Here is a 22,837-nt window from a genome sequence, read left to right on the forward strand (position 1 = left end):
CGGGGCTGCGCTCGTCACCAGCGCAGCGGCGCGGGCTCGTTGTCCCAGAAGATCCAGCGGCGCACCTCCGTGTAGGGCGAGGTGCCGATGGAATACGGGTCCAGGCCCGCTTCGGTGCGCTCCAGCACGGCCAGGTAGCCGCCGTAGCTGCCCACCAGCAGCGTGCTGCCGTCCGCCGATGCCTCGACGGCGCTGATGGTGCTGCCCACATGGTGGCGCCACAGGATGTTGCCCTCGCCGTCCAGGGCATGGATGTAGCCGTCGGCATCGCCCATGACCACCAGGCCCGGCAGCGTGGCCGAGGCGTACACGCGCCAGCGCGTGTTCACGAGCGTGCCCTCGCCGTCCTGCGCGTCATCCACCCGCGTGGCGCTGGTGATGCCGTTGTACAGGTGGCAGGAGTTGAACCACAGCCACGTGCTGTCATGCGAGAAGCGGGCGTGGTGCGGGTAGGAGGAGTGGGTGTCCAGCGTGCGCAGCGGCCGGCCCTGGGCGTCGAGCAGGATGTGCGTGCTGTCCTGGTCGCCCAGGGCGATGAAGCGCTCGTCGGGCGACAGGGCCATGTGCAGCATGTCCATGGCCAGCAGGCTGCCTGGGGGCTCGCCCTCGGCGGCGTCCTCGTGGTTCTTGGGCCAGGTGTAGGGGCCGCCATCGTCCTCGCCGTCTTCGCCCTCGTCGAACTCCTGCGGGTGCAGGCGCTGCACGCCCTGGGCAGCGCTGATCAGGTAGATGCCGGTGGGGTTGCGCAGCAGCACGCGCTGGCCGTCGTTGAAGGGGATGATCTCGTCGCAGCGTTGGCCCAGCGCGCCCGCCACCAGGCCCATGGACGCGGGGATGCCCTCGTTGCCGCGTGGCAGCGGCAACTGCGCGATCAGCGGGCCGCCATAGCCCTGGTGCGTGGTGATGTGCGTGCCGTCGCTCTGGGCAAAGCAGTGCCCGTCGGCCGAACGCCCCAGGCCCTGCAGCGCGGTCAGCAAGGTCACGGTCACGCCTTCGATCTGCACCCAGTGCACGGCATCGCTGTAGGTGGGCCCGATGCGCGCGAGGATGCGGCCGTCCGACAGCAGCAGGGCCGGGCCGATGAACTGTCCGGCCTTGGCTGCCGTGCGCACATAGGCGTCCGGGGCAAAGGCAAAGCGCTGGCGAAAGCGCTCGGCCAACGCCTCGTCGGCATGGCGGTTCACCACGCGGGCCAGTTGCAGCACCGTGGGGGCGCTGGCCTTGCGTGGGTCTTCGGGGATCCGGGCGGTGCCGTCACCGTCTTCCTCGTCGTCGGTGTCCTCGTTGTCGTCGTCCTTGCTGCCCTGTTCGGCGCGGGTGAGCAGGGCCAACTGGTGGGCGCGTATCGCCGCCACATAGCCCTCGCCATCGGCCTGCCATTGCCCGGACAGCAGCATCAGCTCGGCCGGGAACACGGCGGCATCGGGCAGGTCCGGTGCCAGCGGGGGCGTGGCCAGCAGGCGCACGGCGGCCTCGATGCGTTGGGCCTCGGCGCGCTCGGCCTGCTGCTTCTCGTGCGCGCCCCGGATCCTGGCTTCCACCTGGGCCAACATGCGCAGCAGCCGCGCGATGTGGTCCACCGCCCCGCGTGGCAGCGGGGTCTTGGTTTCGCTCTGCCGCTGGGCGTACCTGAAATCCACCAGCGGCGGGCCCGTGCGGGCCTCGTCGACGTCGAGCTGGTAGGCGCTGTACATGTCGTCCGGGTCGTCCCCGGGACGGGGCTCGCCGTTCTCCCAGCTGAGCTTGAGCGCACGGCCATAGGGCTCGCCCTCGTGCAGGCAGGGCTGGCGTGCGCCCACCCACACGTCGCCCTGCCAGGTGCCGTTCCTGTCGCTGTCCCACCAGTCGTTGTACTCCTCGGTGAAATAAGGCAGGCTGGTGAACTGCTCGATGTGCTTGGGCGTGAGCGTGCCCTGCAGCCGGCGGTACAGCGGGTAGCCGGCGCGCGACTGGCCCACGGCACGGCGCAGGTAGTCGAGCACGCCACGCCAGGCCTGGGTACAGGCTTCTCGCGCCTCGGCAGGCGCTTCGTCGTCGAGCACCTTCCAGCCGTCGCCCGTGCCCTCGGTGTAGCCGCGGTAGAGCAGCGTCGCCACCTCGTTGAACGGGATGGGCTTGCGCAGCACGGCTGCCGCCAGGCGTGCCAGCAGGCCTTTGCGCGTGGGCTCGTGCTCCACCGAGAGGTAAAAGTCCCAGGTCTTCCAGACGGTGATGAAGACGTTGTCGTCGCGCTGGTCGCCCTCGGCATCCACATGCCGGCGGCACAGCGAAAAGTCGGTCTGGCCAAACCAGCCGGGCGCCTTCTTCTCCTTGTGCGTGACGATGGGCGAATTCACCGCCGCGAGAATGTTGGCCACGCTGATGGCCTCGTCGGCGAAGAGGTCGCTGGCCAGCGGCATGTCGGCGGTGATCTCGGCGCTGGTGCGCACGGGGCTCTCGCTGGCGCGCACGGCCTCCACCACGCGCTCGCGGTCCAGCAGATCGCCGATGCCGTCCGTGCCATCGTCGATGCCGTCGAAGTACCCGGGCAGGAACACCAGGCCGGCCACCTCGGCAGAAAACTCCGCCAGGCTGGGCACGCCGCGCACCTCGTCGAGGAGGAACTCCACCTGCTCGCCGCCGGCCACCTGCACGTGGTACCCGTCGGTGAACAGCGCCACGCGCGCGGCGAGGCCTCCGTCCACGTGCAGGTCGCCGTGGTCATCGTGGCCCCAGAGCAGTTCTTCCACCGTGAGCACATCCTTCACGTACACCAGTTGCCCGCCGATCACCGCGTGCTGTGCTTGCAGGCTGCCCAGCACCACCAGGTTCGTGGTGCCATCGGTGTCGCTGGCGGTCAGCGCGCCGTCGATGCGCAGGCTGCCTTCGACGAGCAGCAGGTGGGGGGCGCGGCGGGGCAGGGCCACGGGCTCGGGTTGCGCCTGCGCCAGCCGGTGCAGCCCGCCATCGGCCACGAGCGGCGTGTCCAGGTGCAGTTCGGGCCACTGCAGGTCGCCGGTGATCCAGGCGGCGGTCTCCTCGCTGAATTCTTCGGGATCGGCCCGCAGGCGCTCGGCGAGGGCGCAGTCGGCAGGCAGCAGATGGGCCACATCGGCCAGGGGGACAAGGCGCAGGCTGGGCAGGCTGGGCATGGTGCTTTCAGGGCAATGAACAGTCGGCGGGCATCGTACACCGCGTGCAGGTCGCCACGGCGCGGCGTGCATGCCCGCCCGTTTGGACCGACAATGATGTGTTGTCTTATCAGTTAATGAAACCCTCCCACCATGAGCCAGAACCCGCCCTTGTTTGAAGTGCTGCCCCGCGACCTGTCCGCCTACCGCCAGGGCAATGTCGGCATCGACTACGTGCACCGCTTCGAATCGGGCAAGCCCGGCCCCCATGTGCTGGTCAATGCGCTCACGCACGGCAACGAGATCTGCGGCATGGTCGCGGCCACGCACCTGCTCGACAGCGGCGTGCGCCCGCTCATCGGCACGCTGACCATCAGTTTTGCCAACGTGGCGGCCTACGAGTCGTTCGACGAATCCCGCCCGTTCGAGAGCCGCCAGCTGGTGCACAACCTCAACCGCGTCTGGTCGGCGGCCGAGCTCGATGGCAGCGACGACAGCCCCGAGCTGCGCCGCGCGCGCGAACTGCGCCCCGTGGTGGCCGCGGCCGATCACATTCTGGACATCCACTCCACCAGCCAGGACGTGCAGCCCTTCTGGGTCTACCCGGCCTACGAGCGCAACTCGGCGGCGGCCCTGGCCATCGGCCTGCCGCCGGTGCACATGGTCATGCCCAACGGCCTGGGCTCCGGCACGCCGCTGATCCAGCACGGCCGCCACGGCCAGGCCCTGGGCGATGCCGGCGTAGCCATGGTGGTCGAATGCGGCCAGCACTTTTTGCAATCGGCGGCCGACCTGGCGACCCAGGTGGCGCAGGACTTCATCGCCCACTTCGGTCTGACCGCCCCGCGCGCCGACCGCGCCGCCCCCGGCCCGCAGCGCCGCTTCGAGCTGCTCGAGACCTGCATGGTGCTCACGCCGGACTTCGCGTTCACGCGCCCGGTGCAGGGCTTCGAGACCTTCGCCAAGGACGAACTCATCGCCACCGACGGCACCGTGGAGATCCGCGCGCTGTGCGACGACTGCACGGTGCTGATGCCCACGCGCGAACCCATCGTGGGGCGCGAGGCGGTGTATCTGACGCGGCCGATCTGACCCCCGGGCGGGCGGGCCGTCCGCAGGCCCGCATGCCATGCAGATTTTGCCTGCCAAAAATGGCGGCATTGGTTCGTAAAAACCTGATTGTGGATCCGGCCGTGGCTGCTGTTCCTTTCCTGCTGAGCTGCCAATACTCCGGGGCTTGCCATCTTGAAAGGACAGCACGCCCATGTTTTACACAATCACCTGGTTTCTCTCGCTCATGCTGCTGGCCCTGTGGTCCCTGGCCTGCTGGGGCGTGCATGCGGTGACGGCCTGGGCGGTGGGCAGCGCAGGGGCCCTGGCCGGTGGCACTGCTGCCATCGACCCTGCAGTGCTGTTGCCCGAATGGATCAAGGCCTGGATACCGCCCACGCTGGCGCAGGATTTCGGAGCCATGCTCGCCTCCGTGGGGCCGGTGGTCCAGGCGGCGCTGGAAACCGTGCCCGCCCTGTCCGGCGCCGTCGCGGTGCTGGCGTGGGTGGTCTGGGGCCTGGGCGCATCGGTGCTGGTGGTCCTGGCGGTGGCGGCGCATGTGCTGATTGCGGTGCTCCAGCGCCGCAGTGCCGGCTCCCAGGTCAACGCCGCCGCGCCATCCATGCAGCCCACAGGCCGCTGAGCACGATCACCGCGATGCCCAGTAGCGTATGCCGGTCGGGCACCTGGCCGAAGGCCAGCCAGCCCAGCAGCCCGGCCCAGAGCAGCTGGGAGTACGAAAACGGCGCAATCGCCGAGGGAGGCGCCACACGGTAGGCCCAGACGATGAGCCACTGCGCCAGGCACCAGCTGCCGGCCATGGCCAGGAGCCAGTGCCACTGCCGTGCGATGGCTGCCAGGTCCATCTGCAGCGCTGTCGGTGACAGGGCCAGCACGCCCAGCACGGCGGAGTAGATCATGGTGGTGGGGGCCGGGTCGCTGCCGCTGAGCAGCCGGGTGCAGACCACCGAGGCCGCCCAGGCCAGCGAGGACAACAGCGGGAACAGCATGGCGCCATCGAAGCCCGCGCCGCCGGGCTGGGCAACGATGAGCACCCCCACAAACCCCAGCAGCACCGGCGCGTTGCGCAGCAGCCCGAAACGCTCGCGCAACAGCATGATCGACAGGAGCGTCACGTACAGCGGCGAGGCAAAGACCAGTGCCGTGGCATCGGCAATGGGCAGCGTCTTGACGCCCTGCAGAAACAGCACCGCCGAGCCGACCAGGCCGCAGGCACGCCCCAGCTGGAGCAGGGGGCGGCCGGAGCGCAGCAGGCCGGGACGGTGCACGGCCAGGGGCAGCACGGTGAGCAGCAAGAGGGCATAGCGCAGCCAGGCAAGCTGGCCGGCGCCGAGCCCGGCCCCTGCGTGCTGGACCAGCGCGTCGGACACGGAAAAACCAGCCATGGCCCCCATCAGGAGCAGGCTGCCCGTGGTGTGGGCGGACATGGATGTGGCGGAAAAAAGTGGAGGCCTGCGTTAGGCGGTGGGCCGGCGTACCCGCAGCAGGCCGGACTTGTTCGGGTGGTGATCGATCCACCAGGCCTGGGCGGACAGGGCCGTGCCCTTGGCCGTAGTCCGCGCCGCCAGCTGGAGCAGCCAGCCACCCGGTGGCCCGGCCGCAAGCCGGCCTTCGCCCACGGTGAGATCGGAAAACTCGACCAGCACCGGGTCGCCAGGTTGCCAGCGGGTCACGTCGCCCGCGGGACCAAGGCCCAGGCGCACGCCGGGATAGAGATGGCTGTCGCCAGCCTGCAGGTGCCGGGCTGTCATGGCGGCGGGACGGTGGTCAGCGTTCGTCGAGCGCGTCGGCCACTATGCGCATCGTGGTGGCGATGTGCTCGCGCGTGAGCTGCTCGGCACGGTCGCCGTCGCGCCGCTCCAGGGACGCGAGGATCTCGTGGTGCTCCTTGGCGGAGTGCGCCAGCTGGTCCTTGGCGAAGATCACCGGCAGCCGCAGGCTCCAGTACTGGAATTGCGTGCGCTCGTGCTGCTCGACGAAGTAGGCGTTGCCCGAGAGCGCGACCACGCGGCGATGGAAGATCTGGTTGAGCCGGTTCACCTCGCTGCGCGAGACCGCCTCGGCCGCGTCCATGGCCACGAGGATCTGGCGCAGCTCCTGCAGCGCCTCGGCCGGGGCCCGTTCGGCCGCCAGCCGTGTGGCATAGCCCTCGATCGCCATGCGGCTCTCGAAGATGCTGCGCACCGCCAACGGTGCCCCCGTGCCCACCACCCAGCCGCGGCTGCGGCTCACCAGGCCTTCGCCCTGCAGGCGCAGCAGGGCTTCGCGCACGGGGGTGCGGCCCGCCGAGAGCAGTGCGCAGATGTCGTCTTCCACCAGGCGTTCACCGGGTTTGACCTCGTGCGACAGGATGCGGTCGCGCAGCTGCTGGTGGACGTCTTGGATGATCGGCGCCGAGCCGTTGTGGTTGCGGGTCATGGGGTTCCCATTGTGGCGAACGGATTTCGGGGTGGCATCAGGCCGTGCGGCGCACTTCGAGCACCACGCCGGCATCGGCGCGCGTGTCGAAGTAGGTGAAGCCGGAGCGGTCGGCGCGGCGCCCCCGGGCGGTCGGCAGCACGCCGGCCTGCCGCGCATGGGCCTCGGCCTCGTCGCAGTCCTCCACCTCGAAACCGAGGTGGTAGACGCCTTCCCCGCGCGTGTCGAGGAATTGCCGCTGGGGCGAGTCTAGCAAGGACGGCTGGCACAGCTGCAGCTGGAAGTTTCCGAGGTCCAGGCACTTGTAGCGCATGGCGTCGGAGGCGGCCTTGTTCGGCACTTCGAAGGCCACATAGGGCTGGCCCTTGGGGTAGTCGAACCAGGGGCCCATGCCCAGGCTCTCGTAGTAAGCGACGGCCTTGTCCAGGTCGTGCACGACGATGCAAACATGGTGCAGGTGGTGGAAGGGGTGGTTCATGGCGAAGTCTCGTTCGGTCGGTGAGAATGTCAGTGGGAAAGGTGGTGGGCCAAGAACTGGCGGCCGCGCTCGCTCGCGGGGCCCTCGAAGAAGCGCCGGGCCGGCAGCACGTCCTCGACGATCTCGCCGTTGACCATGAACAGCACCCGGTCGGCAAAATCGCGCGCCAGGGCCATCTCGTGCGTGGCCATCAGCATGGTGATGCCGTCCTCGGCGAGCTGGCGGATCACGGCGATGACCTCCTGGGCCAGTTCGGGATCGAGCGCGCTGGTGGGCTCGTCGAGCAGCATCACCGAGGGTTCCATGGCCAGCGCGCGCGCAATCGCCACGCGCTGCTGCTGTCCGCCCGAGAGCTGGTGCGGGTAGGCCTGGGCCTTGTCTGCCAGGCCGACTCGGCGCAGCAGTGCCTGCGCGGTGTCGCGCGCTTGGGCGCGCGGCTTGCGCAGCACGTGCAGCGGGCCGGACATCACGTTGTCGAGCACGCACAGGTGGCGAAACAGGTTGAAGCTCTGGAACACCATGCCGGTGCGGCGCCGCTGCAGGCTGATCTCGTGGTCGCTGAGCTCGTGCAGCGCATCGCCGCGCTGGCGGTAGCCCACGAGCGCGCCGTCGACGGCGATGGTGCCGCCGTCGATGGTCTCCAGGTGGTTCACGCAGCGCAGCAGGGTCGACTTGCCGGCGCCGGACGGGCCGAGCACGGCGACCACCTGGCCGCGCGGGACCTGCGCGCTGACATTGCGCAGCACGCACTGCGTGCCGCGGAATTTGGTCACTTCCATCAATTCGATGGCGTTGGGGGACGGCTGGGACATGGTCTGCTAGCGGTGGGGAAAGAGTTTCTCGAGGGTGGTCTGCAGCGCCGTGGCAAAGGCCGTCATCACCAGGTACCAGAAGCCTGCGACGGCCAGCAGCTCGACCACGTGGAAGTTGGCTGCATAGATGTCGGTGGAGATGCGCAGCAGCTCCAGGTAACCGATGGCCGAGGCCAGCGAGGTGGACTTGAGCAGCAGGATGTACTGGTTGCCCGCGGCTGGCACGATGATGCGCGCGGCCTGCGGGATCACCACCTTGCGCATGAGCAGGCCATGCGGCATGCCGATGGCACGGGCGGCGTCGCGCTGGCCGTTGTCCACGGCCAGGAAACCGCCGCGGATGATCTCGGCCATGTAGGCGCCCTCGGCCAGGCTCAGCCCGATCAGCGCCGCCACGTGGGGCGTGATGACCGCGGTCATCGGCGCATCGAGCAGCACCCAACTGGTGAACGGGATGGCGATGTGCAGCTGCGGGAACATGATCGGAAAGGCGTTGAACCAAAAGATCAGCTGGATCAGCATGGGGGTGCCGCGAAACAGGTAGATGTAGGTCGATGCGAACGCCGTGAGGATGGGGTTGCCGCTCACGCGCATCAGCGCCGCCACCAGCCCGACCACGCCGGCCAGCAGCAGGGCGGTGGTGCCCAGCATCAGGGAGTTGATGGCACCTTCCAGCACCAGGCGGCTGAACAGGTATTCCAGGAAGACCGGGAGCTTCATCACCTGGGCCTTGATCGCAGCGTGCAGCAGCACGGCCAGGGCCGCCAGCACCAGGGCGGCAAAGATCCACGGGCCCCAGGGGCGGCGGTGCACCACACGGCGCGGTCGCACGGTGGCTGGAGAGGGAGATGGAGGGGTTGCGGAGGTCACACGAGGTTCCGGTCGGGGCAGGGGAGGGGCGGCAGGCCGCCCCCGCAAGGGTTACTTGCCGCGTTTGGACGCGGGAAGGTTGACGCTGATGGCCGGCAGGGCGGCACCGCCCACGCCCCACTTGTCGAGCAGCTTCTTGTAGCTGCCGTCGTCCAGCATCGACTGCGTGGCCTTTTGCACCGCATCGCGCAGGGCGGTGCGGTTCTTGGCGAAGCCCCAGGAGGTGATGTACTGCGTGAGCATGTAGTTGCCGCCGACGATGCGGTAACGGTCCGGGAACTGCTGGCCCATGTACACCAGGGCCGGGAAGTCGCCCAGGTAGCCGTCCACGCGGCGCAGGTCCAGCTGCATGCGCGCGTCGGGCGCCGAGGGCAACTGCTCTGCGCGGATGGCTGGCTTGCCGCCCTTCACGCAGCGCTCGGACGCGGCCTCCACCTGGGCCATGATGACCCGGCTGCCCAGCAGGGTGGCCACGCCCTTGCCGCAGAAGTCGTCGATGGTATCGAGGCGCTCCTTGTTGGCCGCCAGCGCCAGGATGCTGCCGCCCGAGAACAGGTAGTTCACGAAGTCCACCTTCTGCTCGCGCTCTTCCGTGTCGCTGATGCCGCCCGAGGCCAGGTCGAAGCGGTCGGCCTCCAGGCCGGGGATGAGCGCGGAGTATTCGGCCTGCACGAACTCCAGCTTCAGCCCCAGGCGGTGCGCCACCTCGGCCAGCAGGTCGCGGCTGGCGCCGGTGACCTCGCTCTTGCCCGGCTCACGGAATTCGATGGGCGGAAAGGTCTGCTGCGAGCCCACCCGGAGCACGCCGCGCGCCTTGATCTCCGCCGGCAACTCCGCGGCAAGGGGCCTGGCCGCCTGGGCCTGGCCCAGGAGTGGAATGGCGGCCGCCAGCAAGAGCAGGCCGCTGCGGAATGGTGGCTTCAGGAAACGCATGGAGAGGTCCTTTCAGGTACGCGCAAGGGGTGGGCGGTGGCTCAGCGGCTTTCGGCGGACTTGCCCGGAATGGCCGACGGGTTGGGACGGTCTGCGCGCGGGCAGGGTGCTGCCGTGTCGAACGTGGCCTGCACCGAGGCGATGTACTCGGCCGGGAACTTCCATGCCGCCAGGCCCGTGGGGATGTGCTCCCAGTAGAAGTTCGGCGGGCGCATGGCCATGCCGGGCTTGGACAAGCGGTAGGTCCAGCAGTCGTAGGCCTTGCCGTCCTCGCCGTGCACGGTCAGGAAGAAGCGTTCGAAGTCGTCGTAGTCCTCGTTGAGCTGGTGGGGTTCGTGCTCGAACACCACGCCCAGGGCGTTGTTGCCCACGGCGTCGGAGACCCCGTTGAGGTGGCACCAGCCGCGGTCGCTGCGCTCGCCGGCCGCATGGAACTGCAGGCGGTGGTTGGCCGCGTGGGCCTTGGTGATGGCCTTGGTCGTCGGCCAGTAGCGGCGGATCTCGGGATCGTTGAGCCAGGTGCAGTAGGCAAAGTAATAGAGCATGGTCGCTTTCTTTCAGGGAGAGTGAAGCCTCGGGAGAGGCGGTGAGGTGAATCTGTATATCTCTTCGTATACGAAATATGCAAGAGCTGTGCCAGATGCTCTGCCGCATTCCTGCATTTGACCTATTCGTATACTTTTATGTGTACGAGAAGATATACGAAGGCCGAATCTGCGCGCTCGGTGTTTTCCCTGCCCGGCCTGGCACGCCCCATGGCACGGCCCTGGTGCACCGGGGCCCTTTCGGCGTGCAGGCTGCGCCCTGTTGGTGCAGCCCGCCCGGTAGCCCGCGCCGACTTGCCGGCTCGGGCCGCAGGGCCTCTCAGCCCAGCTGCAGCTGGCCCGTGCCGTCCGCGCCCTGCATCTGCTGCTCGCGCGCGGTGGCCAGCAACTCCTTGCGGGTGTTGTCGATGTGCTCTTCGAGCAGGGTCACCACCTTGGCGACGTCGCGCGCACGGCAGGCGGCCACCAGCTGGTAGTGGTCGGACTGCGGCTTGTCCTTGCCCGTGGCGGTGGACATGGCCAGGTGGGTGTAGCGGTCGGTGTTCAGGCAGTACTCCTCGATCAGGCGCTTGAGGCGCATGTTGTTGGCCGGGGCCGACAGCGCCAGGTGGAACTGGCGGTTGTATTCGGCCCAGTCGCCCACCACGTCGCTCTTGCTGTAGTCGTCCAGGATGCGCTCCATCGCCTCGAAGTCGCGCTCCACCATGTTGGGCACGGCCAGCCGGGCGGCATGGCATTCGAGCGCCACACGGATGTCCAGCAGCTCGCAGATCTGCTGCACGTTCATGCCGGCCACCACCGCCCCGCGGTTGAGGTGGTGCACCACCAGGCCTTCCGACTCGAGCTGGCGCAGGGCCTCGCGCACGGGGATGCGACTGGCGTTGAACTGCGTGGCCAGTGCGTCCTGTCGCAACTGGTGGCCTGCGGCGAGCTTGCCGCCAAGGATGTCGTGGCGCAGCGCGTCGCGGATGACCTGGTGCAGCGCAAGCGGTTTGGTGGTGCGGGATCTCATGGCGCTATTGGATCAGAACTTGGGCTACAGGCCGCAATGCCATTGTCATATTGGATCCGCATGTATAGAATTGGATCCAATTGATGATTTGTTGGATTTAAATCAAAACGAATTGGGTTCAATAAGGTGGCATTTGGCTACTTTGTGAGGGTCTGGGCGTCGTCGCCACACCGCCATGGGACCCCCTCTCCGTTCGGGCTGGCACTCCTACAGGCATCCCCCTGCACCCCGTGCATTGCGGCGCGAGCCGATTTTTTGACCCATCCACCTAACGGAGCTTCCATGTCCATGAAATTTCGAACCCTCCGGGCGCCCATGGCGTTCGCCTTCAGCCTGGCCGTCACCTCGCATGTGCTGGCGCAGGACACCGTGCAGATGGGCGCCGTGCTCTCGCTCACCGGTGCCAATGCCACGGTCGGCGAGGACGTGCGCCGCGCGGTTGCCCTGGCGGTCGACAAGGTGAATGCCGACGGCGGCGTGCTCGGCAAGAAGTTCAGCGTGATCGTGGAAGACTCGGGTGGCAACGCCACCACGGCCCTGAACGCGGCGCGCAAGCTGGTCAGCGTGGACAAGGTGCCCGTGGTGATCGGCGAGTACTCCTCGGGCATCACGCTGCCCATGGCGCAGTACCTGGTAAAGGAGGGCGTGGCCCACATCAACATCGCCAGCACCAGCGTGAAGATCCGCGATCTGGGCGCCAGCTCGTTCAACCTGATCGGCCTGGAGGACAAGGGCAACCAGTTCTCGTCCAGGGACGTGTGGGACCTGGGCTACCGCAACGTGGCCATGGTGGCGCCCAACAACGCCTACGGCCAGGGGGTGGTGCATGGCTTCAAGCAGGAGTTCGAGAAGCTCGGCGGCAAGGTCGTGACCGAGGTGCTCTACACCGCGGGCCAGTCCACCTACCGGCGCGAGTTGCAGCAGATGTCGCGCAGCAACCCCGATGCCTACATCTACACCGCCTATGGGCAGGAATCGGCGGTGATCAACCGCGAGGCCATGGAGCTGGGCCTGCGCAGCAAGCCCTGGTACGCCATCCTGATCTCGATGAGCCTGTCCGACACCGCGCCCGAGATCGCCAAGGGCCAGCTCGGCATGGAAGTGGGCTCGGTATACGGCGCGGCGGGCAAGGCCTATGCCGACGCCTTTGCCGCCAAGTACAAGGAAGGCATGAAGACCTCGTACACCGGCTATGCCTACGACGCCGTGCTCATGACAGCCGCCGCAATGAACAAGGCCAAATCCACTGACACCGCCGCCGTGCAGGCAGCGCTCAAGGAGCTGGGCAAGGGCGGCTATGTGGGCGTGACCGGCCCCATCGTCCTCGATGCGGAGCGCCAGCGCACCGACCCGCCCTACGCCAAGCTCAGGTACGACGGCAAGGTCGTGCCACGCTGATCCCCTGCCAGCCTCTCGCCGCGCCCCCCTTCGGGCGCGGCATCCCCTGATGCCCGGCACACCGCGCACTGCGCGCGGGGCCGGGCCCACCGACCCGTTTCCATGCTTCAACTCCTCTTCGACACGCTGTTGCGTGCCTCGGACCTCGCGCTCGTCGCGCTGGGCCTGAGCACCGTCTACGGCCTGGTCAAGTTTCCCAACATCGCGCACGTGCAGTACGCCATGCTCGGTGCCTACGCCACCTATGCCCTGTTCGCCTGGGGCCTGCCGCTGCCGCTGGCCATTGCCACTGCCTGCGGTCTCACGGGCCTGCTCACGCTGGTGCTGCACCTGCTGGTGTTCCGCCGCCTGCTGCGCTCGGGCCCGGCCATCGCCATGATTGGCTCGCTCGCCGTGGCCATGCTGGTCGTGGCCGTGGCGCAGGGTGTCGCGGGCTCCTTCCCGCGCATGTTCAACCTGCCGATCACCGAGCCCGTGGTGCTGGGCGGTGTGCGCCTGTCGCACAGGCAGATCGCCGCCATGGGCACCACGGCCGTGCTGCTGGCGCTCTTCACTCTGCTGCTGTTCTTCACCCGCACGGGGCGCGCCATGCGGGCGCTGTCGACCAACCCGGCGCTCGCGGCGGCATCGGGCCTGAACGCCGAGGGCACCACGCGCCTGGTCAACTTCGCCAGCGGCGCCATCGCCGGCCTGGGCGGCAGCCTGCTGGCCTTGTCCACCGGCGCCCACATCAACCTGGGCCACGACCTGCTGCTGCCGGTGTTCGCTGCCGCCATCCTGGGCGGCCTGGGCAACCCGCTGGGGGCGGTAGCCGGCGCAGCGCTGATCGCGCTGACCGAGACCCTGGTCACCAACCTCGACTTCGGCTGGCTGGTGGGCAAGCCGCTGGCCTTCCTGCCGGTCTCCTACATCAGCGCCGCATCGTTCCTGATCCTGCTGCTGGCCTTGCTCTTCAAGCCCTACGGCCTGTTCGACCGCGAGGTGCGCCGTGTTTGACTTCCTGATCTCCACCTTGACCATCGCCGGCATCTACGGCCTGATGGCCCTGGGCCTGAACCTGCAGGCGGGCTATGCCGGCCTGCTCAACTTCGGCCACATCGCGTTTGCCGGCATCGGCGCCTACGCCACCGGCATCGCGGTGCAGGCCGGCTGGCCGCCGCTGGCGGGCGCCGGCTGCGGCGTGCTCGTGGCCATGCTGCTGGGCTGGTGCATCGCCCGCCTGGGGCGCCAGCTCGGCTCGGACTACTGGGGCATCGCCACCCTGGCCATCGCCGAGATCCTGCGCACCGTGGCCACCAACGAGGACTGGCTGACCGGCGGCGCCAACGGCATCAGCGCCATCCCCTCGCTGTTCGACGGGCTCGGCCGGCCGTGGAGCGCACTGGCCTTCCTGGCCCTGGTGCTGGCACTGGTCGCGGCCTTCGCGCTGCTGGTGCGGCGCCTGGCCAATGGCCGCTTCGGCCGCGCACTGCGCCTGACGCGCGAGGAACCGCAGTTGGCGATCTGCATGGGCTACGACCTGCGATCGCTCAAGACGCGGGCCATCATGGCCGGCGCCGCCGTCACGGCGCTGGCGGGCTCGCTCTACGCCCACTACATGAGCTTCGCCGGCCCTGACTACATGGTGGCGTCGGAGACCTTTTTGCTGTGGACCATGGTGATGATCGGTGGCATGGGCAACACGGCCGGCGTGCTCGCCGGGGTGGTGCTGGTGCAGGGCGCCTATGCGCTGGTGCCGTTTGCCAAGGACTACTTCCACTTCAGTTCCGACCTGGCCGGCGCGCTGCGCCTGGGCCTGATCGGCGCCATCCTGCTGGCCTGCCTGCTGTGGCGCAGCGAGGGCCTGATCCCCGAGAAGCTGAGAAAGATGCCATGACCACCACCGCACCCATGAATGCATTCCTCGAAGTCCGCAGCGTCGCCAAGGCGTTCGGCGGCAACCAGGTCCTGTCGGACGTGAACATCCAGATCGCGCAGGGCGAGATCGTCGGCCTGCTCGGGCCCAACGGCTCGGGCAAGAGCACCCTGCTCAACGTCATCACCGGCTTCACGCCGGCGGATGCGGGCAGCGTGCACTTCGCCGGCACGTCCATCGAGCGGCTCACCGCGCACCGCATCGTGCGCACCGGCATGGCGCGCACCTTCCAGCTGCCGTCCATGCCCACCCGCATGTCGGTGATGGAGGTGGCCATGGCCGCCGCCACGGCCCACCACGGCGTGTGGGACACCCTGCTGGCCACGCGCGGTGCCCGCCATGCCGAGCGCGACGCCCGCGACCGGGCCGAGCATCTGCTGCGCGAGTTGCTGCTGACCCCCGTGCGCGACCTGCCGGCATCGGCCATCTCGGGCGGGCAGAAGAAGCTGCTTGGCATCGTCTGCGCGCTGATGGCGCGGCCGCGCATGCTGCTGCTCGACGAGCCCACGGCGGGCGTGCACCCCAACCTGCGCCGCGACATCGTCACGGCGCTGCAGCGGCTCAACGCCCAGGGCATGACCCTGGTGATCGTGGAGCACGACATGCACTTCATCCGCGAGGTCTGCACGCGCTGCGTGGTGCTCGACCGTGGCGAGATCGTCGCCAGCTGCCCCCCCGAAGAGCTGGCCCGCAACGAGCGCGTGCTGCAGGCCTACCTGGGTACCGCATCCCGCCCCACCGAACCGAGCCCGGAGGCCGCATGATAGAAATCCACGATGTGGTGGCCGGTTACACGGCCGAGATCGACATCCTGCGCGGCATGAGTCTGCAGGCCCAGGGCTCCGAGATCGTGACCCTGCTGGGGCCCAACGGCTGCGGCAAGAGCACGCTGCTCAAGACCATCGCCGGCTTCCTGCTGCCGCGCAGCGGCCGCATCACGCTGCGCGGCGAGGATGTCTCGCAGATCCCCGTGCACCGCAAGATCCGCCACTGTGGCCTGGGCTTCGTGCCGCAGACGGACAACGTCTTCAGTGCTCTGACCATCCGCGAGAACCTGCAGGTGGGCGGCCACTACCTGCCCAAGGCCGAGTGCGCACGGCGCATGGACGAGCTGTGCGCGCTGTACCCGGTGCTGGCGCGCAAGCTGGACATGCGCGCGGCCTCCATGTCGGGCGGCGAGCGGCAGATCCTCGCGCTGGCACGGGCCCTCATGCCGCGCCCAGGCATCCTGCTGCTCGACGAGCCTTCGGCCGGCCTCTCGCCCAAGGTGCTGCACGAGGTGTTCGACGCCATCGTCCACGTGCGCGACCAGGAGCGCGTGACCATCCTCATGGTCGAGCAGAACGCGATGGAGGCGCTGCGCATCTCCGACCGCGCCTACGTGCTCTCCATGGGCGCGGTGGCGCTCACGGGCGACGCCGGCGCGCTGATGCGCGACGAGAAGGTGCGCGAGCTCTACCTGGGCGGTCGCGCCCACTGAGCGCTTCGGTGCGCCATCCCCCGTCCGTTCCTGTCCGTTTGCGCTTCAAGGGGCTGTCCATGCTGCTTGCACGTTTTTCCATCCCGGTCCTGCTGTGGGCGCTGGCACCCGCGGTGCTGCATGCGCAGACCCCGCTCGCGCCCATCCAGCTGGGAACCACCGCTCCGTTCAGCGGCGCCTTCGCCGAATACGGGCAGGAGTACCGCAAGGGGGCGGACGCCTGCCTGGCCAGCATCAACGCCGCCGGGGGCGTGCGCGGGCGGCCCTTGGCCATCCACTACCTCGACGACGGATACGAGCCCGAGCGCGCGGTGGCGAATGCGCGCACGCTGGCGGGCAAGGGCATCGCTGCCTTCGTGAACCTGGTGGGCACCGGCTCGCTGCAGCAGCTGCAGCCGGTGTTGGCGGAACTCAAGGTGCCGGTGGTCGGCGTCTCCAGCGGCGCCGACCTGCTGCGCCAGGAGTCGCTGCCCGGCAGCCGCTGGGTGTTCCACACCAAGGCCGGCAACGGCGACGAGTTCGAGGGCTTTGCGCGTATCCTGCCCACCATCGGCATGGACCGGGTGGCCCTGGTCTACCAGGACAACCCTTCGGCCGCGCCGGGCTCGACAGCGCGCGCAAGGCCTTTGCGGGCCGCCAGCCCGCAGAGATCCGCCTGGGCGAGTTGCCGGACACGGTGGCCCAGGTTCAGCGCGCGCAACCCCATGCCGTGGTGCTGATCGCCGCGGGGCAGGCGGCGCCCGCCTTCATCGCGGCCTACCAGGGCGCGGCCGGGCCGGGCGCGCGCGTGGCGGTGCTCAATGTGGTCGGTGGCCGTGTGCTCACCGACCAGCTGCAGGGCAAGGTGGCCGGCATCATGACTTCGATGCTGTACCCCAGCCCCTGGAACGGCGCGCGCCGCGTGGTGCGCGACTACCAGGCCAGCCTGGCCCGCGCGGGCGACGCCAGCCCCTCGCTGCTGAGCCTGGAGGGCTGCATCAACCTGCGCTTTGCCGTGGAGGCCCTGCGCGCGGCCGGCGACGACCCGTCGGCCGCCGGCGTGCGCAAGGCCCTGGAGCGTGGTCTGAGCGTGGACCTGGGCGACTTCACGCTGGCCCTGCCACCCGGCAGGCAGGTGGCCTCGCGCTACACCTCCCTGGGCATCTACCGCGGCAACGGCCGGGTGATGGAGTGATGCCCGACCTTCCCCAACCACAACAACAAACTGTGCTTTCCATGTCCCTCCCCACGTCCCTTTCCCTTCCCCCAATCGCCTTCATGGGCGGCGGCAACATGGCCAGCGCCATCATCGGCGGCCTGGTCCGCCAGGGCCACCCGGCCAGCCAGATCGAGGTCGTCGAACCCTGGGAACAGGCGCGCGAAGCCCTGCGCGCGAATTACGGCATCGACGCCCAGACTGAGGCCGGCCCGGCCCTGCAGCGCGCCCGCATCGTAGTCTGGGCCGTCAAGCCCCAGACCTTCAAGGACGCCGCCGCCCAGGCGCGTGCCCACACGCAGGACGCCCTGCACCTGAGCGTGGCCGCCGGCATCCGCTCGGACAGCATCGCCCAGTGGCTGGGCAGCGAGCGCATCGTGCGCACCATGCCCAACACCCCGGCCCTGGTGGGCAAGGGCATGAGCGCGCTGTACGCCCGCCCGGGCGTATCGGACGCAGAACGCCAGAGCGTGGAGGCCATCATGGCCACCACGGGCGAGTACCTGTGGGTGGACAGCGAAAAGCAGCTCGATGCCGTGACGGCGCTGTCGGGCTCGGGCCCGGCCTACGTGTTTTACTTCCTGGAAGCCATGGCGCGCGCCGGCACGGCCATGGGCCTGTCGGCCGAGCAGGCCCACCGGCTGGCCGTGGGCACTTTCGTGGGCGCCTCGGAGCTGGCGCGCAGTTCGGACGAGCCACCGGCCGTGCTGCGCGAGCGGGTCACGTCCAAAGGCGGTACGACCTATGCGGCGCTGCAGTCCCTGGCGAGGGACGGGGTGGCCGATGCCTTCGAGCGCGCCATGCGGGCTTCGGAGCAGCGGGCGCATGAGCTGGGGGAGGAGGGTGGGGGGACCAAGTCAGCTGCGGGATGAGTCCTTAAGCCTTTGCAGTTCCTCCGTTGCCATTTCGCGATGCCAGAACGATGATTCGAGCGCCAGAAACTCCTCCAGGGTCGAGATCGCACGAGCGCAGTCTCCTGCGAATTCCAGCTCGGCAGCCTTGGTCATGGACTCCACCAGCAGACGATCGGCTGCCGAGCATTCGCAGGGCTCGTCGGCGTTGTCGGGGTTGAAGTCAGGTATCAGTTGATGAACCTGATGGCGAAGGTCCGACATTTCTGCCAGGGCTTTTTTGAGATCCGCGATGGTCTCCTGGGTCATCCCATGCGTTCCATCACGGATCTCGGCCTCTGTCTGCCTTTGCAGTGCGCTTGAAATCAGCCACAGGCGTCGGATGGATTCGGATGTGGTCATGGGGTGGAGCAACTGAAGAAGATGGTTCGTGCACCGAATGCTCAAATCGAGCCAGGCGCGAAGCCTACCCTGGGCGCTTTGGCGCGTCACCCCAAGAAACGCGGGTCATGGTGGTCTAATGCCGCAAGCACATTGATCATCAGCATGTCCCGCCGCATCCGACCAAAACGCCGTTCTGTACCAGATTGGGGTCCAGGGTGGGTGCTTTACGCGCGGTGGGAGTTTCTTCCGTTGAAGCAACTGGCGATGTATCTACGGAGGATCATCATCGCGGAGCGCCGATGCAAGACGGGTGAGTTTCCGAAGCATCTTCTGTCGCGATTTCGCCGTCGTCGTCTGGCAGTCGCTCGCCAGCTTGTTTTGTTGGGTGGCACGGTCAACCCCCGCATGTTTACCGACCCGCACCGGCGCGGTTGGCGAGCTGGACAGCCGTTCTGGATTGCCAATATGCCTTTGCGCCAATGCCGCCCGGGGGTGTTTTTTCTGGTACCGATCATCAAAGATATGCAGTAGGCACCGTAGGCCCGCATGCGCAACAGGGACCGCGTTCCTGCCTCTCAGTGCATCAGCCCGTCCAGCAACTTCGCCACATGCACCGCCTCCCGCTGCGCCCCGTCCGCAATCTGGTGTCGGCAGCTCGTCCCGTCCGCCACCACGATGGCATCGGGGTTCTTGCGCACCGCAGGCAGCAGCGCCGCCTCGGCCATCTGCATCGACACCTTGTAGTGCGAAGCCTCGTAGCCAAAGCTGCCGGCCATGCCGCAGCAGGAGCTTTCGATTAGCTCGGGCTGGGCCTCGGGGATCAGGCGCAGCACCTCCAGGATGGGGGGCACGGCGCCGAAGGCCTTCTGGTGGCAGTGGCCGTGCAGCAGGATGGGTTTGCCGGCGGGCTTGAGCCTTGGGGCGAAGCGCCCGGCCTTGGCTTCGCGGGCTAAAAATTCCTCGAACAGCAGGGCTTGCTGGGAGACGGTCACGGCCTTGTCGCCCAGGCCCATCACCAGGGCTTCATCGCGCAGGGTGAGCAGGCACGAGGGTTCCAGCCCCACGATAGCGATGCCGGCCTGGGCCAGGGGCAGCAGGGCGTCGATGAGGGCACCGGCCTTGGCCTTGGCTTCGTCGACCATGCCGGTGGCCAGGTACGTGCGGCCGCAGCAATGGTGGCCGCCGGCCTTTTCCACGGTGTGCAGCACGTAGCCTGCGGCGTGCAGCACGCGTGCGGCGGCCAGGGCGTTCTCGCTCTCGAAGGTGCCGTTGAAGGTGTCGACGAACAGCACGGCCGTCTTGCGGCCGGCCTGGGCGGCGGCGATGGTGTCGTCCCGGCTGGCAAACAGGGAGGCATCGTGGCGGCGCCAGAAGGTGTCCGCGCGCCAGGCGGGCAATGAGCGGTGGGCCGAGAAGCCCAGCAGCTTTTCGCCCAGCCAGGCCGCGCCGGGCACGGTGTTGCGCAGGTTGAGCAGCCAGGCGAAATGGCTGGCCGCGCGTGCATAGGCGGGCAGGTGGGCCACCAGCTTGTCCTTGAGCGTGTGGCCATGCTTGCGCTTGTAGTGGGCCAGGAATTCGACCTTCATCTTGGCCATGTCCACGCCCGTGGGGCAGTCGCGCTTGCAGCCCTTGCAGCCCACGCACAGGTCCATGGTGTCGTGCAGGGCCTCGCTGGTGAAGGCGTCGGGGCCCAGCTGGCCCGACACGGCCAGGCGCAAGGTGTTGGCGCGGCCGCGCGTGAGGTGCTGCTCGTCGCGCGTCACGCGGTAGCTGGGGCACATGGTGCCGGCGTCGAACTTGCGGCAGTGGCCGTTGTTGTTGCACATCTCCACGGCCTTGGCGAAGCCGCCGGTCACGTCGCCGCCGGTGCCGGGCGCGGTGGTCACCTCGGTCACGGGGTCGGCCTGCACGTTCCAGGCCGACCAGTCGAGCACAGGCGTGAGGGGGATGCGCCTGTAGGGCCGGGGCGCCGTGGGCGGGGCAAAGCGGAACAGCGCGCCGTCGTCCATCTTGGGCGGGTCGATGATCTTGCCGGGGTTGTACAGGCCGATCGGGTCCAAGTGGGTCTTGATGGCGCGAAAGGCCTCGTTGATCGCCGGGCCGAACTGCCACTCGATCCACTCGCCGCGGCACAGCCCATCGCCATGCTCGCCGCTGAAGGCGCCCTTGTACTTGCGCACCAGGGCGCTGGCCTCCTCGGCAATGGCGCGCATCTTGGCCGCTCCATCGGTGCGCATGTCCAGGATGGGGCGCACGTGCAGCGTGCCCACCGAGGCATGCGCATACCAGGTGCCGCGGCTGCCGTATTTGGCGAACACCTCGGTCAGGCCGTCGGTGTACTCGGCCAGGTGTTCCAGCGGCACGGCGCAGTCTTCGATGAAGCTCACGGGCTTGCCGTCACCCTTGAGGCTCATCATGATGTTCAGGCCCGCCTTGCGCACCTCCCACAGGTTCTTCTGCGGCGCCTCTTCGGGCATTTCGACCACGCTGCCGGGCATGCCCAAATCGCCCATCAGCTCCACCAGCTGGCGCAGCTGCGGCAGCAGGGCGGCCTTGTCAGCGCCCGAGAACTCCACGAGCAAGATGGCCTCGGGCTTGCCGATGAGGGCGGTCTCCACCGTGGGGCGAAAGGCCGGGTTGGCCAGCGCCAGCTCGATCATCGTGCGGTCCACCAGCTCCACCGCCGTGGGGCCGAGCTTGACGATGTGCTGCGCTGAGTCCATGGCCTTGTGGAAGCTCGGGAAGTTGACGATGCCCAGCACCTTGGCGCGCGGCAGCTCGCTGAGCTTGAGCGTCAGACTGCGCGTGTAGGCCAGCGTGCCCTCGGCGCCGATGAGCAGGTGCGCCAGGTTCACGCTGCCGTCGGCGGTGTAGGGCTTCTCGCTCTGGTTGTCGAAGATGTCGAGGTTGTAGCCGGCCACGCGGCGCATCACCTTGGGCCAGCGCTCGGCGATGTCGCTGCGGTGCTGCACGGCCAACTGGCGCACGTACTGGGCGATGGCCGTGGCGCGCGGGCCCAGCGTGGCCAGCGGGCCGAAATCGACCAGCTCGCCGTCGCTCAGCCAGGCGCTCGCGCCCAGCACGTTGTGCACCATGTTGCCGTAGGCGATGGAGCGCGAGCCGCAGGAGTTGTTGCCCGCCATGCCGCCCAGCGTGGCCTGGGCACTGGTGGACACATCCACCGGGTACCACAGGCCGTGGGGCTTGAGCTGGGCGTTGAGGTGGTCGAGCACGATGCCCGGCTCCACCGTGGCCGTGCGGGCCTCGGCATCCAGCGCCAGCACCTTGCGGAAGTGCTTGGTGTTGTCGATCACCAGGGCCGCGCCCGTGGTCTGGCCGCACTGGCTGGTGCCGCCGCCGCGCGGCAGCACGGGCACCTTGAGGTCGCGCGCAATGGCGATGGCGGTGGCGATGTCGCGCTCGGTGCGCGGCACCAGCACGCCGGCCGGCATGATCTGGTAGATGGAGGCATCGGTCGCGTAGCGCCCGCGCGATCCGGCATCGAACAGCACCTCGCCCTCGGTCTCGGCGGCCAGGCGCCGTGCCAGGGCCTGGCAGGTCTCGTTGGGGGGCAGGGTGGTGCCGGCTGGCTGCAGGGTGCTGGCGGGTTCGATGCGCATGGGGAGGGGTTCCTAGGTCTTCTTTGATGCTTGTCTTGTGGGGTAGATTTCGCCCGCGCGCAGCAGCTCCAGCACCGTGTCGCGCTTGCGCTGCACGTGGGCCACGAGCACCTTGCGCATGGCCTCGGCGTCGTGCGCGGCCAGGGCGTCGATCATCTGTTCGTGCTCGGCCACGGCCAGCTTCCACTTGGCCTCGTTCTGGTTGGTGCGAAAGCGCAGCGACTGCACGCGGGCGTTGATGGAGCGGTAGGTCGCGGTGAGCACCGGGTTGCGCGCCGCCTCGTTGATGGCGGTGTGGATGCTGGCGTTGATGCGGTAGTAGCCCGACAGGTCGCGCCGGGCGAAGCAGGCCATCATTTCGTAGTGCAGGGCGCGCAGCTCGGCCAGCTCGGCATCGGTGATGCGCTGGGCAGCCAGTTCGCCCGACATGCCTTCGAGCGTGGCCAGCACCTCGAAGGTGTTCACCACGTCGGCCTCGGTCAGCTTGACGGCCACGGCGCCGCGGTTGGGCAGCAGGTCCACCAGGCCTTCGGCACCCAGCAGCTTGATGGCCTCGCGCAGCGGGGTGCGCGAAACCCGCAGCTGTTCGCTGAGCTCGCGTTCATTGAGCTTGGCACCGGGCGCGATCTGGCCTTCCACCAGCATGGTACGCAGGCGCGCGGCGACCTGGTCGTGCAGCGCGAGGCGGGAGATTTCGATGATTTCAGCCATGGAGTTCTTTCTGTTTTGAATTTTGCATGCAAAA

General features: G+C 68.4%; 22 protein-coding genes and 1 pseudogene. 10 read left to right on the top strand and 13 right to left on the bottom strand.

Annotated features, from left to right (window positions below):
• Positions 1-14 precede the first annotated feature (14 nt).
• Complete coding sequence (locus tag AC07PA_RS27885; protein WP_494610229.1) at positions 15-3,131, bottom strand: WD40 repeat domain-containing protein; 3,117 nt, start codon at positions 3,129-3,131, stop codon at positions 15-17.
• A 132-nt stretch (positions 3,132-3,263) separates the two neighbouring features.
• Here AC07PA_RS27885 and AC07PA_RS27890 point away from each other — a divergent pair, with 132 nt between their 5' ends.
• Positions 3,264-4,202: a M14 family metallopeptidase gene (locus tag AC07PA_RS27890; RefSeq protein ID WP_494610230.1), complete on the top strand. Its 939-nt coding sequence runs from the start codon at positions 3,264-3,266 to the stop codon at positions 4,200-4,202.
• 172 nt (positions 4,203-4,374) lie between these two features.
• Positions 4,375-4,803 (top strand): hypothetical protein, encoded by a 429-nt coding sequence (locus AC07PA_RS27895; RefSeq protein WP_494610231.1) that lies wholly within the window; start codon positions 4,375-4,377, stop codon positions 4,801-4,803.
• On the opposite strand, the gene AC07PA_RS27900 is transcribed toward AC07PA_RS27895, so the two are convergent.
• The 9 genes from AC07PA_RS27900 to AC07PA_RS27940 all read right to left on the bottom strand — a co-directional run bounded on the left by AC07PA_RS27900 (position 4,763) and on the right by AC07PA_RS27940 (position 11,249).
• Complete coding sequence (locus AC07PA_RS27900; RefSeq protein ID WP_494610232.1) at positions 4,763-5,608, bottom strand: DMT family transporter; 846 nt, start codon at positions 5,606-5,608, stop codon at positions 4,763-4,765. The genes AC07PA_RS27895 and AC07PA_RS27900 overlap by 41 nt on opposite strands.
• A gap of 30 nt (positions 5,609-5,638) precedes the next feature.
• Entirely contained in the window at positions 5,639-5,932 is a 294-nt protein-coding gene (locus AC07PA_RS27905) for a hypothetical protein (protein WP_494610233.1), read from the bottom strand.
• Between the two features lie 16 nt (positions 5,933-5,948).
• Positions 5,949-6,599 carry a GntR family transcriptional regulator gene (locus tag AC07PA_RS27910; protein ID WP_494610234.1) on the bottom strand — a complete coding sequence of 217 codons (651 nt, stop codon included), beginning with the start codon at positions 6,597-6,599 and terminating at the stop codon, positions 5,949-5,951.
• A gap of 37 nt (positions 6,600-6,636) precedes the next feature.
• Entirely contained in the window at positions 6,637-7,077 is a 441-nt protein-coding gene (locus AC07PA_RS27915) for a VOC family protein (protein ID WP_494610235.1), read from the bottom strand.
• Positions 7,078-7,106: 29 nt separating this feature from the next.
• Positions 7,107-7,889, bottom strand: coding sequence for an amino acid ABC transporter ATP-binding protein (locus tag AC07PA_RS27920; RefSeq protein WP_494610236.1), 783 nt, complete (start codon positions 7,887-7,889; stop codon positions 7,107-7,109).
• Positions 7,890-7,895: 6 nt separating this feature from the next.
• Positions 7,896-8,720 (bottom strand): amino acid ABC transporter permease, encoded by an 825-nt coding sequence (locus tag AC07PA_RS27925; protein ID WP_494610237.1) that lies wholly within the window; start codon positions 8,718-8,720, stop codon positions 7,896-7,898.
• Between the two features lie 90 nt (positions 8,721-8,810).
• Positions 8,811-9,692, bottom strand: a complete 882-nt coding sequence (locus AC07PA_RS27930; RefSeq protein ID WP_494610238.1) for an ABC transporter substrate-binding protein — start codon at positions 9,690-9,692, stop codon at positions 8,811-8,813.
• A 41-nt stretch (positions 9,693-9,733) separates the two neighbouring features.
• Positions 9,734-10,237: a gamma-glutamylcyclotransferase family protein gene (locus AC07PA_RS27935; protein ID WP_494610239.1), complete on the bottom strand. Its 504-nt coding sequence runs from the start codon at positions 10,235-10,237 to the stop codon at positions 9,734-9,736.
• 319 nt (positions 10,238-10,556) lie between these two features.
• Positions 10,557-11,249 (bottom strand): GntR family transcriptional regulator, encoded by a 693-nt coding sequence (locus AC07PA_RS27940; RefSeq protein ID WP_494610240.1) that lies wholly within the window; start codon positions 11,247-11,249, stop codon positions 10,557-10,559.
• Positions 11,250-11,564: 315 nt separating this feature from the next.
• Here AC07PA_RS27940 and AC07PA_RS27945 point away from each other — a divergent pair, with 315 nt between their 5' ends.
• From AC07PA_RS27945 to proC, 7 genes and pseudogenes are all read left to right on the top strand, one after another.
• Positions 11,565-12,647 carry an ABC transporter substrate-binding protein gene (locus AC07PA_RS27945; protein ID WP_494610254.1) on the top strand — a complete coding sequence of 361 codons (1,083 nt, stop codon included), beginning with the start codon at positions 11,565-11,567 and terminating at the stop codon, positions 12,645-12,647.
• Positions 12,648-12,749: 102 nt separating this feature from the next.
• Complete coding sequence (locus AC07PA_RS27950) at positions 12,750-13,643, top strand: branched-chain amino acid ABC transporter permease (RefSeq protein WP_494610241.1); 894 nt, start codon at positions 12,750-12,752, stop codon at positions 13,641-13,643.
• Entirely contained in the window at positions 13,636-14,523 is an 888-nt protein-coding gene (locus AC07PA_RS27955; RefSeq protein ID WP_494610242.1) for a branched-chain amino acid ABC transporter permease, read from the top strand. The genes AC07PA_RS27950 and AC07PA_RS27955 overlap by 8 nt, the downstream gene beginning before the upstream one ends.
• A 14-nt stretch (positions 14,524-14,537) precedes the next feature.
• On the top strand, positions 14,538-15,326 hold the full coding sequence (locus AC07PA_RS27960; RefSeq protein ID WP_494610255.1) for an ABC transporter ATP-binding protein: 789 nt from the start codon (positions 14,538-14,540) through the stop codon (positions 15,324-15,326).
• Positions 15,323-16,042 carry an ABC transporter ATP-binding protein gene (locus AC07PA_RS27965; RefSeq protein ID WP_494610243.1) on the top strand — a complete coding sequence of 240 codons (720 nt, stop codon included), beginning with the start codon at positions 15,323-15,325 and terminating at the stop codon, positions 16,040-16,042. Before AC07PA_RS27960 ends, AC07PA_RS27965 begins: the two co-directional genes overlap by 4 nt.
• 59 nt (positions 16,043-16,101) lie before the next feature.
• Positions 16,102-17,216 (top strand): annotated as a pseudogene (locus tag AC07PA_RS27970) (ABC transporter substrate-binding protein).
• Between the two features lie 41 nt (positions 17,217-17,257).
• A complete protein-coding gene (gene proC, locus AC07PA_RS27975; protein WP_494610244.1) occupies positions 17,258-18,109 on the top strand; it encodes a pyrroline-5-carboxylate reductase in 852 nt (283 codons plus the stop codon).
• Here proC and AC07PA_RS27980 read toward each other — a convergent pair.
• Positions 18,095-18,490, bottom strand: coding sequence for a hypothetical protein (locus tag AC07PA_RS27980; protein ID WP_494610245.1), 396 nt, complete (start codon positions 18,488-18,490; stop codon positions 18,095-18,097). The genes proC and AC07PA_RS27980 overlap by 15 nt on opposite strands.
• Positions 18,491-18,721: 231 nt before the next feature.
• Between AC07PA_RS27980 and AC07PA_RS27985 the strand changes: the two genes are divergently transcribed.
• Complete coding sequence (locus AC07PA_RS27985) at positions 18,722-19,003, top strand: hypothetical protein (protein WP_494655403.1); 282 nt, start codon at positions 18,722-18,724, stop codon at positions 19,001-19,003.
• Positions 19,004-19,047: 44 nt separating this feature from the next.
• Here the strand turns inward: AC07PA_RS27985 and AC07PA_RS27990 are convergent, their stop codons facing one another.
• Complete coding sequence (locus AC07PA_RS27990) at positions 19,048-22,092, bottom strand: FAD-binding and (Fe-S)-binding domain-containing protein (RefSeq protein WP_494610247.1); 3,045 nt, start codon at positions 22,090-22,092, stop codon at positions 19,048-19,050.
• A gap of 12 nt (positions 22,093-22,104) precedes the next feature.
• Positions 22,105-22,803, bottom strand: coding sequence for a GntR family transcriptional regulator (locus tag AC07PA_RS27995; RefSeq protein ID WP_494610248.1), 699 nt, complete (start codon positions 22,801-22,803; stop codon positions 22,105-22,107).
• Positions 22,804-22,837: the final 34 nt, after the last annotated feature.

It is taken from the genome of Acidovorax sp. GW821-FHT09B03 (assembly GCF_059418305.1).